Origin of the sequence: Hyphomicrobium sp. (assembly GCF_035548195.1) — a bacterium.
GTDB lineage: Bacteria > Pseudomonadota > Alphaproteobacteria > Rhizobiales > Hyphomicrobiaceae > Hyphomicrobium_B.
The window spans coordinates 1-14,585 of record NZ_DASZTY010000015.1 but is presented as its reverse complement, the minus strand read 5'-3'; the positions used below and the strand labels follow the sequence as shown (position 1 = coordinate 14,585).

Below are 14,585 nucleotides of genomic sequence, written 5' to 3'. Positions count from 1 at the left end.
GTTGTGAGCGCTGGTAATTGCGTGAAAGTCGCCGGTGAAGTGCAGGTTGATGTCCTCCATCGGGACGACCTGCGCGTAGCCGCCGCCCGCCGCGCCGCCTTTCATCCCGAAGCACGGACCGAGCGACGGTTCGCGGAGTGCTGCAATCGCTTTTTTGCCGATGTAATTGAGACCGTCATTCAACCCGACGGTGGTCGTCGTCTTGCCTTCACCTGCAGGGGTCGGACTGATCGCCGTCACCAGGATCAGCTTGCCGTCGATAAAACCCTCAATAGCGTCGAGGTGATGAGATGATATTTTCGCTTTCGTCCAGCCGAAGGGAATGAGCGCATCCGCTGGAATTCCAATTTTTGCGGCGACTTCGGTAATCGGTTTTAGCTTTGCGCTACGGGCAATCTCAACGTCGGATGTCACAACCGCACTCCCCCGGTTTTTGGCTCAATTCAATTTTGCGTATCACGAAACATTTGTTCTTTCAAAGCAACAATTTTAAACCACTCACTATCCTCAAACTCGACCGCCTATAAGCGCAGCGCATTTCGCCGAGGCGCCATTGATTGTGTGAGCAAATATTTTGCATTTCTCTATTCTTGGCTCAGAAAATGCCCAGTTTTTCTGCATTAAAATACGGTTTTAGTTATAGAGAGCAGGAACCATATGCGGATGTTCACCATGCTCGGATGACGATCTACATAGGAAATATATTTTCTTCGCAATTAAAAAATATACTTGCTTTCGAACCGTGAGTCCGGATTAATCGGACCCGGAAAGCCAGTGCGCAGATAATCCGAAACAGGCCGGATGACATTCACCGGCAAGCCCGTTCTTCACTGCAGGCGTCAATAGCAAACGGTGGCGTCGGCGCGTTGCATGATGGAGGGCCAGGACGAGCGAATTTCCTCCTCGGTCGTCCTGGCCGCAATCGAAGAACAAACGCTCGACATCATCTCCCGGCGCACGTCTCATCCCCGAGGTGTGCGGTTACTGGGCCGGGAATGCAAACTCCCGGCCATTTTTTCCAAATCGAATCGTGCGCATACGGCTAGCCGTTAAAGGCGCCAACCATCTTCCCGAGCGCATTGCGCGCGACGTCGGCAACCTCTCGCGGTATTCCTCCGAGCTCTCCCATCCGAGCAACGACGGAAAGCTTTCGCAGGAAAATTGGGCCCGGAAGCGGGCACGTCGTTACTTGTTCGAAGTACTGCGATTCCGAGAGGCACAGCGGCGTCGAGATTGCAAAGCCTTGCCCCGCTGAAACCATCGCGGCCACTGCAGACGGACTGTCGTACTCAAACGACCGCGTAGGGTTGACACCAAGCAGCCGCAGATGCCGTTCGACATCAGCACCTGTCTGTGAACGCGCACTGAACCGAATGAACGGATTGACTTCCGCAAAGCGCTTAAAGTTTTCAACAGTCGTGATGGGTCGAGAACCAGGCGACAACAGCAAAACATATGGCTCCCTGCAGATCTCCCATCGCTCGAGTCCCGACGTTTCTTCAAGGTCATCGACACCGAGAAAAAGGTCCAGCTTGCGGGTCAACAGCTCGCCTGCATGCATCGCAGTCAGGCCCGATCGAATGGAGATTTCATGCGCATGAGGTTTGAGATACGCTGAAAGCAGCAGCGTTAAGGCGCGACTAAGCGAGTCAACCAGCCCTACGCGGATCGAGGCATGCCTGCCCTGTTTTGCCTCTCGCAAAAGCAGCGGGATATTGCGCGCGTCTGCTATCAGCACGGCCGCTTGCTGACGCATCAGAGTTCCACCCGCCGTTAGCGCCAAAGGACGGCAGGTTCGATCGAATAAAGTAACGCCTGCTTTTTTTTCCAGGTCGGAAATTGCCTTCGACACCGCGGGCTGCGTCAGTCCAAGTTTTGTCGCCGCACCAGCCATGCCTCCGGACTCACAGACAGCGAGGAAAATCTCCAGTGAACGAAAATCGAAGGGCAGTTCGAGGTTTTTATATCTCATGACAAGTTTGCATTCTGGCCAGCGCCGACGAGAAACCGATCTTGGCAGCGGAATAGTTTCTCAGTGCGAATAAATTTTTATTATGGATACATAATTACGCTAGATGCCAGACGTCAGCAAGGTCCTTCTTTGCGCTAACGGCGCGCCAAGCGCGGCTAGTGATCGGCATGCACTCTCGATGTCGTACTGACCGAGACCGGTGAAGCCTACTTCCCTATTCAAACGCGCTGCGAAGATCGGACCCGGGCATCCAATTCAACGAACGGACTTTCCAGCCCATGGATAGGTTGCGCGTGCCCGGTTCGACCTCGTCGGTCCGGTCAGGATCGGCGGCGGACTGCCGGTTACACCTTGCCCTATGGGTGTGGTGGTGCTCCGGGCAAACCGAGGACGAACCGTAGAAGGCCGGGTTCTCGATCCACGTGCTCAGCAGGTCGGCGGCCGGATGCACGCGTTGAAGAGGCTCGACATGCCGATATCAACAACGGCCCGTCGCAATCATTGCCACGTCGGCCGCCGCTACGAATAGACCCGGAAAAGCCCGAAGGACTCCGAACATGCAGCAAGCGTATAAAGGGCAGAGGAGCCTACGACGACTACCAGCGATAGCGCAGGCTCCCCAGCACCATGCGCCCCTGATCGAGATAGCAGTAATTCCACGAACAGACATCGTCGCGCGTGTTGAAGATGTTATTGACGTTGATCTGCAATCTCGCGCCATCGAAACGACTATCTAGTTTCGACAAATCGTAGTGAAGCGCCGCATCGAACAGCGTATGCCCGCTGTTCTTGAAGGTATTTTCTTCGTCGCCAAAACTCGACCCGATGTAGCGTGCGCCTAAACCGAAACCTAAGCCCGCGGCCGAGCCCGTACGCAGCGTATAGTCGCCCCAGATCGAGAAAGTGTTGAAGGGCACGCTTGACTCTACGTTACCCTGAGTACCGTCCGTATCGTCCTCTATACGCATATCCGTATAGGCGTATGAGACGATCATGCTCAATCCATTGTCGAGCGTGGCGTTTCCTTCGATTTCAAATCCGCGCGAACGAAGTACGCCCGTTTGAACAGCGCCGCATTGTTCGACGCCATTGACGTCTGCGCATGCATCCCGCAGACCGTTCGTTTGCTGAATGTCGAAAATGGCCGAGGTAATCGAAGCATTTTTGCCCGGAATAAAATACTTGATGCCGACTTCCTTGGACTCCGATGTCGTTGCGTCGAAGGGCCTGCCGGTGATGAGGTCCGTCCCGGAATTGGCAACGAAACCCGTCCCGTAAGCAACGTAGGGTGCGATGCCGGAGTCGAACAGATAACTCAGGCCCGCGCGGCCGGTCCACGCGGCATCGCTCTGGCTGAACGTGTCACCATCCGTATCTGTGTCGGTGCTAACCCAGTCGCGACGCCCGCCGAGAGTCAGCATCCAGCCGCCAAGCTTGATCTGATCCTGCAGATACGTTCCGACCATCAGCTGGTCTTGCTTTGTGACTGTCTGGATCGCGGGCTTCGGGATGTATTGTTGGCCGTAATTATAGTTGACGAGCGGAGGAACGATGCCTCCATCTTCAACGGGATCGCCGTAGCCTTCGCTTTCCTTGTACCAGATGTAACCGAGATCGACGCCGGCAAGCGCGACGTGCCGGAACGGACCGGTCGAGAACCGCGCTTCGGCTTGGTTATCGATCACGAAGTTATTCACGTGACTGTAGATGATGCCGTTGTTCCGCGTCCAAACGTTTGGCTCGATCTCTTCGTTCACGTCGATGTATTCACCGAGTGCCGAGATGTGCGAATAACGAGCCTTCTGGCGGAAGATGATCGCATCGTTGAAGCGATGCTCGAGCTCGTAGCCGATGCGCTCCTGCGTTTGATTGAAGGCATTGAAATTCGGATCACCGGACCAAATATTCGTGCGCTGCGCATGGCCGGAGCTATAGTCATTATACCACGCCATGTTGCCGCCCGTCTCGGCGTCCATGTACTCACCGAGGATCGTCAGCTTCGTATCGGGGTCGATCTTAAACGTCACGGCCGGTGCCAGATAAACTCTGTTATCGGGAACACCGAATGCTTCTGTATTGCTGTCGCGCACGATGCCGGTAAGGCGATACAGCACGCTGCTGCCCAGCGCCGTCGGCCCGGAAAAATCAAAGTTGCCCTGTATGCGGTCGAAGCTTCCGGTCTGCAGTTCGACTTCGTGAAAGGGCGTCTCGGTCGGCCGTTTCGAATACATGCCGACAATGCCGCCGGCGTTGCTTGCTCCGTATAGCGACGATACGGGGCCTCGAAGAATGGTGATACTATCGAGTCCATACGGCTCGGTCCTAAACTGACCGAAACTGCTGCTCATCTGGCGGAGCCCGTCTCGATAGATCCCGGTATAGGTTGCATCGAAGCCGCGTATGTTGAACGAATCGAATCGCGGATCGTATCCGGATACGTTCACGCGGACGCCGGGCACGTACTGGATGGCATCACCCAGGTTTTGCGGATTGCGATCCTGGATCTGCTGGCGCGTAACAGTCGATACGGATTGCGGGACCTCGACAAGCGGCGTGGACGTCTTGGTCGCTGCCGTATCTTCCGTTGCAACGTAGCCCTTGGTGGTTCCGATGGGTGTGCTCGATCCGTCACTAACTGTTTTCGAGGGCTCTTTCGGGGCGTGAGGCATCGCGGCTTGTGCTTTGACCGCAGCCTTCTTTTTCGTGGCCACCTTCTTGGCTGCAGGTTTATGTTGCTTCTGCCCTTGGACCACAACCTCCGGCAGCGCGACACTCGCGGAGGGCTCGTCGGCGGCGATAGCCGGACCTCCAAAAACGATCGAATAAGCAGCGATTAATAGCGCCCGGTGCCGGACGCTTTCGCGATTTGCAATCATAAATCCCCCGAGCGGACATCGCGAAGCATGGCAGCGATTATCCGACGGCCGCACGGTAGCGGCCGCTTGTTTACATTTCAAGTACACAATGCGAGTACTGTCGCGGCAAACTAGAAGGGAGGCGACGTGCGCGGCCTACTTGTTACCATTCATCGGTGGGCCGGTCTTTTCATTGCGGCGTTTCTGTTTGTGGCCGGACTGACGGGATCAGTGATCTCGTGGGACCACGAAATCGACGAATGGCTCAACCCCGATCTCTTCGAGTCGAAGCAAACCGGTTCTCCGCTACCGCCATTAGAATTGGTCTCACGCTTTGAAGCGACCGATAGGCGTGTGCGCGTGACTTCCCTCCCCCTTTCCTATGAAAGAGGCAAAACGGCGGAGCTTTTCGTCGAGCCGCGGATCGATCCGTCTACGGGCAAACCGTATATTGTGGATTACAATCAGGTCTACGTCGAACCCGCGACGGGCCAGATCGCGGGCAAGCGGTTCTGGGGAAAGATTTCCCTCGATCGGCGTGATCTGCTGCCGTTTCTGTACAAGCTCCACTACTCGATGCACGTCCCCGATTTCTTCAACAGCGATCAATGGGGCATTTGGCTCATGGGGCTGGTCGGTCTCGTTTGGACCTTTGATTGCTTCGTCGGGTTATGGCTGACATTTCCGACCTTCGCCCGAACGACGGCGCCCAACAAGTCCTGGTTGCAACGATGGATGCCAGCGTGGCGCATGAAGCCAAACGCCAGTTTTTATCGACTGAATTTCGATCTCCATCGCGCCACCGGCCTTTGGATGTGGCTGTTTCTGCTCATCCTCGCCTTCACGTCAATCTCGATGAACCTCGGCACGGAAATCGTTCGGCCGATGCTGAGCAAAATATCTACCCTTACCCCCGAGGTCTGGGACGTTCGCTCGCCTGCCCCGCTCGATCAGCCGATTGCACCGGGCTTGTCATTCAAGACCGTGATCGATCGGGCGTCGAAGGAAGCACGCCGACGATCGTGGAAAGAGCCGCCGGGCAGCGCCTCTTATAGCCGTGAATACGGAGTCTACAGCGTTTCGTTCTTTGAGCCTGGCGCCGAGCACGGCGAAAGCGGGATGGGAACGAAGACACTCTATTTCGACGGCAAGACTGGAGTGGACCTGGGCGAGAGCGTCCCCTGGACAGGCTCCGCCGCCGACATCTTTATGCAGTTGCAGTTTCCGTTGCACTCTGGCCGTATCGCTGGCCTGCCGGGACGCATCCTGCTGTCGGTAATGGGGCTCGTCGTGGCGATCCTCTCACTGACCGGCATCGTGATCTGGTTTAAGAAACGGCTCGCGCGTATGAAAGCGCCTGCGCGCGTAATGTCTACTCCGCGTGGCCGTGTTTCTGAGCGCGCCAACGGCCTCGGATTCATCATTCAAACGTCCGCTCGGTATTGGGACCGTTTGACGGATGAAGGCCATTTGCGTAGCCGATTTCAGAGCATATCCCGCAATCTTCCGGCGAGCGATACCAACGCCCGTGTGTCGCTATCGGGGATGGCGCTGTTTTCCATTCGATCCGCGGCTCTGATTGTCTTCATCGCACTGGTTGGTGCGGGACGATTTATCAAAGCGGTTCAAATTCTCGTCTTTGCCGTTTGGCGTCAGTTCCGCTTCCTAATCGGCGTCGTGCTCGATCCAAATTTTTGGAAAGCCGGAAAAGCCGACGTTTCCGGTTACGCATGGCGATTGGCTGCTTTCGTGAAGCGCTTCTTTATGATCCCTGTCTTTCATCAGGTGAGTGCTAGTGACGTCTCAGCGGGGCGCAAAAATACGCTGGAACACCATTCAGATTCCAACGAGTGCAAATAAGTTCGCTTGCCAATGGATTGATTGTGCTGGGGTTGGGCAGCTGGCGGTCGATCGGTACGTTATGCCTCGCTGCCCTTCGCGGCCCTGGACTTTCGCTTGTTGGCGCGTATGCCCGCGGTTTCGTCAAAGCACAACATTTCGGACACAGCGTTCCTCAATTCGCGAATCTCCATCCCGATATTGAAATCGCCGATCACGACCGAGCGGACGACACAGCCATCAAGGTGGGTCGAAATGAAGTCCGACATCCGCGCGGGATGAGAGCACCGAAAGACACCGAGTTCGGTTCCCCTGCGGATCGCGCGGCAAAGTAATTTGCGCTCTTGGTCGTAAAATCTGCAAATCGCAGCTTCGATTGCGCTGTCGTGCTCGTTCGCGCCCTTGAAGTCGACCGCAATTTTAACGAACCGGTACATATCCGAAGATTGTTTGATATTACTTTCGAGCCAGGTATCGATAACCTTCCAGGGATGTCGCGTATCGCGTTCCAATTCGCGGAAGTTCGCAAATGTGGTATCAACCACGTGGCTTATAGAGGCTCGGAGCAAGTCGGTCTTGCTATCGAAGTAGTAATAGATAAGCCCCGCGTTCAGGCCGAGGCTTTGAGCAATGTCTTTAATGGTCACAGACGAGTAATTTCGCTCCGCGAACAAACGTAACGCTGCGGATAGAAATTCCTTTTGGCGAACATCACGCTTCTGCAGTTTTCTTGGACGTTCGACTTTGCTGGGCGGCCTCGTGAGTGTCCGTGCGTCGTTTTTCATCATCTGCCGTTGTTGGTGCATGAAGCTGCTCGCTCGCTGAAAAAAGGCGACGTCGGGCAAAGCTTATAGCAGTCTCGGATTTTCGAAAGCATGTGGGACGCCGGGTCCCGTCGCCAATGTGCCCGGTCCTGCAATGGCTTATTGCGGTGCAGCAAAGTGGCGCCGAAGTCCACATGTTTCCGCTGGCGAAAGATCGAATCTTCCAGATCCCCCCGAAAGCGGCTAATAATTATTTGATTGATCGACCAATTAAATTTTAACGGAGGACAATCGTGGACCAGAAGACATTTGCAAGCGCGCAGACGCCGTTGTCATTCACTGGATCGCGGAACACGGTCGGTCTGCCCCGGGCCAAAGAAACGTTTGCTGACAAAGATATGGCGACGTTTTCGAGGAACCTCGACTGGAACCTCCTCAAGACCTTCTATGAGATCATCCAATCCGGAGGCGTCAGCCGTGCGAGCAGATCGTTGTGCCGCAAACAGCCGGCGGTCAGTCTCGCGCTTAAACGCCTCGAAGCTCAACTTGACGTCCGATTGTGCGGCCGTGGCCCGAAAGGCTTCTGTCTTACCGACGAAGGTGTTCTTATCGGCGAGATCTGCGCCACGATTTCAGAGCTCGTTCAGCGCATGCCGAGAAAGCTTGCGAATCTAAGCGAGGAGGTTGCAGGCAGAGTATCGATCCAGGTCGTTTCAGGACTGGTGTGCGATACGCTCGATCGTAGCATCTCCCGTTTTCACGAGAACCATCCAAACACCGAAATCATCATAGATATCTCGACTTGGGAAACGGTCGTCACGGCTCTCCTCAGAGATGAAATTGATATCGGTGTTGCTCCAGCAAGCGCGCGCCGGGCCGATCTTAATTACGAATTTTTGTTCGAAGAAGTTTACCGGCCCTACGTCGGGTTTGGTCATCCGCTTTACGGCAAGACTTTTCACGATCCCGATGCGTTGGCGGACGAAGCCTTCATTTTGACGGGAGCCGATGAGCCCGATGCTCTGACCGAATTCAGAATGCAGCACGGCCTGGGTCGGAATGTTGCCGGCATCTCTGAGCATCTTGACGGTGCGATGCGGCTGACGTCGCTCGGCGTGGGCATATGCTTTTTGCCGGAAGGCTTCGCCGATCCGCACGTCCGTTCGGGTCTCTTATGGCCGCTGCTTCCGAACTACAGTCATCCGTCTATGCCCGTCTTCATCATAACAAACCCGCGAGCACCACGGAAGCTCGCACGTCAGTTGCTGCTCGTCGAATTCGCGAGTGCCGTCGATTGCCGATATTCGTGGCAGAGCTCCGAGGCGGCAAACATTGATCTAAACAATACTGCCGATTGATAATTTGAGACTGTTAAGTGCTGGCCTCTCACGGAATCCTTCGCACTACCAACGCATGGCCGAGAAGGAATCGAGATGGCTGACGACAAGAAGAACAGGGGGAATGGGGATAAAGAACACCACAAACACATTCATCCCCACTCCCACGGTGTGAAGCGAGAAGAAACCCATGGCGCAAAATCCATGGAAACTCTCTCGCGCATTTCGCAGAAGGCGCAGGATCGGGAGGTTAGTCGATCTCTGCAATTCGGCCTAGAAGCCGCGGATTCCGTCGTGGATCGCAGCATCTCGCTCTTCAGCCGAGGGCATCAGCCGGCATTTGCCGGCATCAACACATTCATGAAGGCTCCCTACTGCGAGGATATCCGCAAGATCTCGGAGTTCGAAGCAGCATTTGTCGGCGCACCCTTCGACTCCGCCACGACATACCGGCCTGGAACACGGTTCGGCCCGCAGGCTGTGCGGCGCATCTCGGCACTTTATGATGGGTATTGGTTCGACGGCGGTGTCGATATTTACGAAGAACTCGATCTTTGCGATGCCGGAGACATCTTTGTCATCCCGGGCAATATCGAAAAGACGTTCGATCAGGTGACCAAGGCCGTCTCGCACATTTATACGTCAGGCGTTTTTCCAATCATTTGCGGGGGCGATCACAGTCTCGGTTTTCCGAACGTTCGAGGCATCGCTCCGCATATCGACGGCAATGTCGGCATCATTCACATCGACCGCCACATCGATATCCAAGAAAAGGATATGGACGAGCGCATGCACACGACACCATGGTTCTGGACAACGCACGAGGGCTCACACACCTCGCATCGCGACCACAGCCATATGCATGACGTCGGCCTGCCGAACTGTCATCCGAAGAACCTCGTGCAGATCGGCATCGGCGGTTGGTACGGCAATCGGCCTGGCACGGCGGTCGCGAAACGCCGTGGAACCAGTGTTCTCACGATGCACGATGTCCAAGAGCATGGACCGAAGAAAGCAGCTGAAATAGCGCTTGAGATGGCTTGGGAAGGTTGCAAGGCGGTCTATCTGTCGTTCGACATCGACTCGATCGATCCTGGTTTCGCGCCCGGCACCGGCTCGCCCGAGCCCGGCGGTCTTCTACCACGCGAAGCATTCGAGATGATCCATACGATCGCAGCGGAAGGTCTCTGCGGTATGGAAGTTGTCGAGGTTTCGCCGCCATACGACGTCAATGACAACACGGCTCAACTCGCGTGCCGCGTCATCCTCGACGTGCTGGGGACACTTATCGCGAACGGAAAGCTCGGGCACCGCAACAAGGTCATGAAATAGGAGGGGCGCAATGAAAAGATTTTCCACGACGAAGTATGCCGCGACGGTGACGGGGATCGCAGGACTGATCTCATTGTTGGGCACGATGCCCGCGTCGGCCCACGTCGGAGTCGGTCCAGTCGACACGTTCAGCCGAGGTTTCTTTCATCCTCTGAGCGGCATCGATCATATCCTAGCGATGGTGGCGGTAGGACTTTATGCGGCCCATCTTGGTGGCCGTGCGCTATGGCTGGTACCATCGGCATTCGTCGGCACCATGATCCTCGGCGGTCTGCTCGGTTACTATGGTTGGCCGTTGCCGCTGGTCGAAGAGGGAATCGGCCTTTCGGTCGTCGTCATGAGTTTAGCGATTGCGATGGGCGTGCGTCTGCCTACGCTCGCGGCGATGGCGCTTGTCGGACTTTTCGCACTTTTCCACGGTCATGCGCATGGCAACGAAGGCGCGGGACTTGGGATCGCGTTTCTGCCTTATGCGATCGGATTTATCAGCGCGACCACCTTGTTGCATGTGTCCGGGATTGCTCTCGGCGCCGGCTTCGATCGTTTCGGCGCCCCCACAGCGAACGTCTTAAACAAAATCGCCGGGAGCATCGGCTTTATCGCCGGCGTTTCGTTGCTCACTGGCTGGCTTGCGGCTTGACGCAATCCTCTACTGCCGGCGTGTTGAAAAATACACGCCGGTTCTCGTCAGCCATCAACGTTCCTACGCCGGAAAAGCGGGTAGAATGTTCGAAGAGCGAGACAGAAAGCGATCGGGAAAACGTCGAACGACATGTGTGAACGCGTCGGGGAAAGACGCTGGACGCCGCGAAGAGTTTCTTTCAGCCGCGCTCCGGCTTTTTGCTGAAAAGAATTACGATAGCGTCACTATCAAAGATATCGCGGCCAATCTCGGCGTCGCCACTGCTCTTCTTTATTATTATTTTTCGAGCAAGACACAGCTATTGCGTTCGGCGATGGCGCGTGTCGTCGATAAGACGCTCGCAGCAATGCTGTCGGTGGAATCCGAACAGCCCGGCGATGCCGCTAGGATGATCCGCGCTTGGCTCGAAATTCACGCGCAGGAAACCTCCGATATACGCCGCTTCATCAAGATCGCTCTCGATTTCAAGAGCGCCGATGAACACGACCCCGAAATTGAATCGAGCATTGCCCGCTTCTACGCCGAAGAACGCTTAATTCTTTCGCGGATCCTCCAACGAGGAATCGCCAAAAGACAGTTCAAGCCCGTGGATGTCGAAAGAACCGTACAGTTCATTGCAACGTATCTCGATGGATGCATGGTTCGTTCCGTTGTCGCCCGCGGCTTTGATACCGATAGCGCGCTCGATGAACTCCGCCTGCGCATCTTTACCGACCTTGGCGTTCGTTGGCAGGAGAAAGCCGGTGCGCTGCAGGCCCGCTGAACAGCAAAAAACGCAATAGAGAAATGGGGCGAAGCCACCATCGCGACGCTCGGAAGAAAGCCAGTCTTCGCGCACGCAACATAAATTGAGCCAATGCTTGCCATTTAGATTTTGGGACTTTTAAACGCGTCGCCTCGGGCATTACCGTCATTGCAATAACGCGTTCAACAATAGAAATGGATTGGAGGAGAGACATTGGAAAGTACGATGCAAGGTTCGCGCATCGTCTCCCTGAATGCACTTGCAAGTTCGCCGACAAGCGACAGAGGGGACATTGCTCCGATTTACATTCCGCCGAAAGAGCGGTTCCTGGAGTTTCGACGAAAACCCTCCCGATCTCGCGCCCTAACATTGGGAATCATCGGTGCGCTTTTCTTTTTCGGCGCCTGGGAGCTCGGTCACTACCTCACACCCGATTCCGCCAAAAAATTTCTACCGTCGATCGGTGAAGTTGCGGCGGCGGGGTACACGCTGTTCTTTGAGCGAAATTTTCTGCACGACGTATACATCAGCTGCTGGCGTATCTTCGTGAGCTTCATGGCCGCGGCCGCTGTCGGCGTGCCTATCGGTATTTTGATGGGCAGTTTCGCAAACATTCGTGCCCTTCTCAATCCGACACTGACCGCGTGGCGCTATCTGCCGGCTGCATCCTTCATTCCGCTTCTCCTCGTGTGGTTCGGACCTACCGATCAGGCCAAGATTGCGCTGCTGTTCATCGGTGTCATTTTCTTTCTGATCTCGCTCATTCTCGACAACACTTGCGCTGTTCAGAAAGAGTTGGTCGAAGCCGGTTTGACCATGGGCGCATCGCGTTTTGAGATCTTGAAGGGCATTGTCGTGCCGGCAGCCCTTCCCGCGGTTTTCGACTCGATGCGCAACATGATTGCGGTCAGCTGGACCTATCTCGTCATCGCCGAGATCGTCGGCGCGCAAGATGGTATTGGCGCGGTGATGATGCGCGCCGGCCGCTTCCTCAATGTCGATGTGATCATGGCCGGAATCCTGACGATCGGCGCACTCGGCGTCATAACCGACCTCATCTTCCGCGGGATAAGCGCACTTCTATTCCCATGGAACGTAGATCGGAGATCTTAGGATGAAAGCCATGGCCTTAAAAACTGATCCGGTGACAACCGTGGCGCCATTGAAGGCTTCACGTATCACCAAACAATACCTCGGCGGCTCCTTCACTGCCCTGGATGACGTATCGTTCGAACTTGCGGAAAATCAGATTACCGCGTTTCTCGGACCATCTGGATGCGGAAAAACCACGATGCTCCGGATCATCGCGGGCCTTGAGTACCCGACGCGGGGCGCTCTCGAGGTGTTCGGAAAGAACGTGAAAGGACCCGGTCCAGATCGCGGCATGATCTTCCAGGCCTATACGTCGTTTCCGTGGCTGACCGCTGTGAAAAATGTCGAATACGGCATGAAAATTCTCGGCATTTCGGCGGCGGAACGACGCGAACGGGCGATGAACTTTTTGAAGCTCGTCCATCTCGACAAGTTTGCGGATTCTTATCCGGCAAGCATGTCGGGCGGAATGAAGCAGCGTGTAGCGCTGGCACGCACGCTCGCCCAAAATCCCACGATCCTTCTGATGGACGAGCCGTTCGGTGCGCTCGACGCGCAAGTCCGCTGGGAAATGCAGGAGCTTATGATTGAGCTCATAGAGCGAGAGAAGAAAACAGTCGTTGCGATCACGCACGACATTGAAGAGGCGATCTATCTTGCTGATCGCATCATTTTCTTCTCACGCCAGCCGGGCCGCATCAAAGCGGATATCCCAGTCTCGTTTAAGGGCGGAAAGCGCTTCAAAAGGAAGGAAGAGCTTCTGGATTTGCCCGGGTACGGCGAGCTAGAGCGCGATCTGTTCTCCATGATGCGGGAAGAAATCAAATAACCATACGGCAATTAGAGGCTCTAAGATGTTGGGAAAACAAAAATGACAAAAATGGTCAAAGCAGCGCTATGCCTTTGCGCGGCAATGTCACTGTCGACAGCAAGCCGTGCCGCCGAAAACGTCAGTGTCGCAATTATCTCGTTCTCGCCTTACGCTCCTTGGTATATCGTGAAAGAGAAAGGGTTGGCGAAAGATATAAACCTCGATGTCAAGATCATCGAGGGAATCACAGAAAAAAACGCCGCCATCAGTTCGGGCCAAGTCCAGTGCATGAATAACACCATGGACAGCATGGTGCTCGCGCGTGCTGGCGATTTGCCTGTCAAGGTCGTTGCATTTTCCGACATGTCATACGGCCTCGATAAGATGATCGTGACCAAAGACATAAATTCGGTTCAAGACTTCAAGGGCAAAACGTATGGCGCGGACTACGGCTTTCTGAACCATATGTGGATGCTCCTGACTCTCAAACGGGCCGGGATCGATAAGAACGAACTTCATCACGCGGTCATGCTGCCGCAGGAAAGTGCCGCCGCGTTTGCGAGCGGCGGCACCGACATCGACGTAAATTATGATCCTTTCGCGGCTCAGTCTTTGAAGAGAGAGGGCTCAAAGATTTTCAAATCGAGTTTGACCGACCGTACGTGGGAGCGCGGCCTGATCTCCGACGCGATCGCTTGCAACGAGACGTGGCTCAAAAAGAACCCGAAGGTCGCCAAAGAATTGATCCGCGCTTGGTTCGAAGCCGTCGACTGGTGGAAAGAGAATCCCGAAGATGGCAATAAGATCGTCGCCAAAGGACTTTCTTGGCCGATTGCCGACGTTAAGCTCAACCAGAACGGCGCGGTCATGCTCAATCTCAGTCAGAACATGGGCGCATTCGGACTTGCCGGCGGCAAGCCACTCTGTGAAAGCGTGCCCGCAGAAGCTCCCAAACCTCCGGCCGACTCGAAGGGGTGGGGATCTTTATTCAATGGGCCGGACTGCGCGGCGGGTTACGCGCCGCCGACGTGGGATCTGTTCAGCGAGACTTATCTAAAGGCCGGAGTTGCACAAAAAGAAGTAAAATCGAGCGAGGGTCTCGACTCGTCGATCCTGGCTGAACTGGCGAAAGACGGCTACACCGCTAAGTATGCCTCCAATAAATGGATTGGACGACTCGGGCCGAAATAGACGA

12 protein-coding genes are annotated in these 14,585 nt (G+C 55.3%); 8 read left to right on the top strand and 4 right to left on the bottom strand.

Annotated features, from left to right (window positions below; all coding sequences use genetic code 11):
- From VHB22_RS04200 to VHB22_RS04190, 3 genes are all read right to left on the bottom strand, one after another.
- Positions 1–414: formate--tetrahydrofolate ligase (locus tag VHB22_RS04200; protein ID WP_325455702.1), on the bottom strand; the 414-nt coding region annotated here is incomplete at its 3' end.
- Positions 415–1,042: 628 nt separating this feature from the next.
- Complete coding sequence (locus tag VHB22_RS04195; protein ID WP_325455701.1) at positions 1,043–1,972, bottom strand: LysR family transcriptional regulator; 930 nt, start codon at positions 1,970–1,972, stop codon at positions 1,043–1,045.
- 596 nt (positions 1,973–2,568) lie between these two features.
- Positions 2,569–4,848 carry a TonB-dependent siderophore receptor gene (locus VHB22_RS04190; protein ID WP_325455700.1) on the bottom strand — a complete coding sequence of 760 codons (2,280 nt, stop codon included), beginning with the start codon at positions 4,846–4,848 and terminating at the stop codon, positions 2,569–2,571.
- A 126-nt stretch (positions 4,849–4,974) separates the two neighbouring features.
- On the opposite strand from VHB22_RS04190, the gene VHB22_RS04185 reads away from it, so the two are divergent.
- Positions 4,975–6,687, top strand: a complete 1,713-nt coding sequence (locus VHB22_RS04185; protein ID WP_325455699.1) for a PepSY-associated TM helix domain-containing protein — start codon at positions 4,975–4,977, stop codon at positions 6,685–6,687.
- Between the two features lie 59 nt (positions 6,688–6,746).
- Here the strand turns inward: VHB22_RS04185 and VHB22_RS04180 are convergent, their stop codons facing one another.
- Positions 6,747–7,451 carry a TetR/AcrR family transcriptional regulator gene (locus VHB22_RS04180; protein WP_325455705.1) on the bottom strand — a complete coding sequence of 235 codons (705 nt, stop codon included), beginning with the start codon at positions 7,449–7,451 and terminating at the stop codon, positions 6,747–6,749.
- A 272-nt stretch (positions 7,452–7,723) separates the two neighbouring features.
- Here VHB22_RS04180 and VHB22_RS04175 point away from each other — a divergent pair, with 272 nt between their 5' ends.
- The 7 genes from VHB22_RS04175 (at position 7,724) to VHB22_RS04145 (ending at position 14,581) form a co-directional block, all read left to right on the top strand.
- A complete protein-coding gene (locus VHB22_RS04175; RefSeq protein ID WP_325455698.1) occupies positions 7,724–8,788 on the top strand; it encodes a LysR family transcriptional regulator in 1,065 nt (354 codons plus the stop codon).
- A gap of 75 nt (positions 8,789–8,863) precedes the next feature.
- Entirely contained in the window at positions 8,864–10,099 is a 1,236-nt protein-coding gene (locus VHB22_RS04170) for an agmatinase family protein (protein WP_414652700.1), read from the top strand.
- A gap of 10 nt (positions 10,100–10,109) precedes the next feature.
- Entirely contained in the window at positions 10,110–10,739 is a 630-nt protein-coding gene (locus VHB22_RS04165) for a HupE/UreJ family protein (RefSeq protein WP_414652699.1), read from the top strand.
- Positions 10,740–10,875: 136 nt separating this feature from the next.
- Positions 10,876–11,505 carry a TetR/AcrR family transcriptional regulator gene (locus VHB22_RS04160; protein ID WP_325455697.1) on the top strand — a complete coding sequence of 210 codons (630 nt, stop codon included), beginning with the start codon at positions 10,876–10,878 and terminating at the stop codon, positions 11,503–11,505.
- Between the two features lie 195 nt (positions 11,506–11,700).
- A complete protein-coding gene (locus VHB22_RS04155; RefSeq protein ID WP_325455696.1) occupies positions 11,701–12,600 on the top strand; it encodes an ABC transporter permease in 900 nt (299 codons plus the stop codon).
- 10 nt (positions 12,601–12,610) lie between these two features.
- Positions 12,611–13,408: an ABC transporter ATP-binding protein gene (locus tag VHB22_RS04150; protein ID WP_325455695.1), complete on the top strand. Its 798-nt coding sequence runs from the start codon at positions 12,611–12,613 to the stop codon at positions 13,406–13,408.
- A gap of 42 nt (positions 13,409–13,450) precedes the next feature.
- Positions 13,451–14,581 carry an ABC transporter substrate-binding protein gene (locus VHB22_RS04145; RefSeq protein ID WP_325455694.1) on the top strand — a complete coding sequence of 377 codons (1,131 nt, stop codon included), beginning with the start codon at positions 13,451–13,453 and terminating at the stop codon, positions 14,579–14,581.
- Positions 14,582–14,585 lie beyond the last annotated feature (4 nt).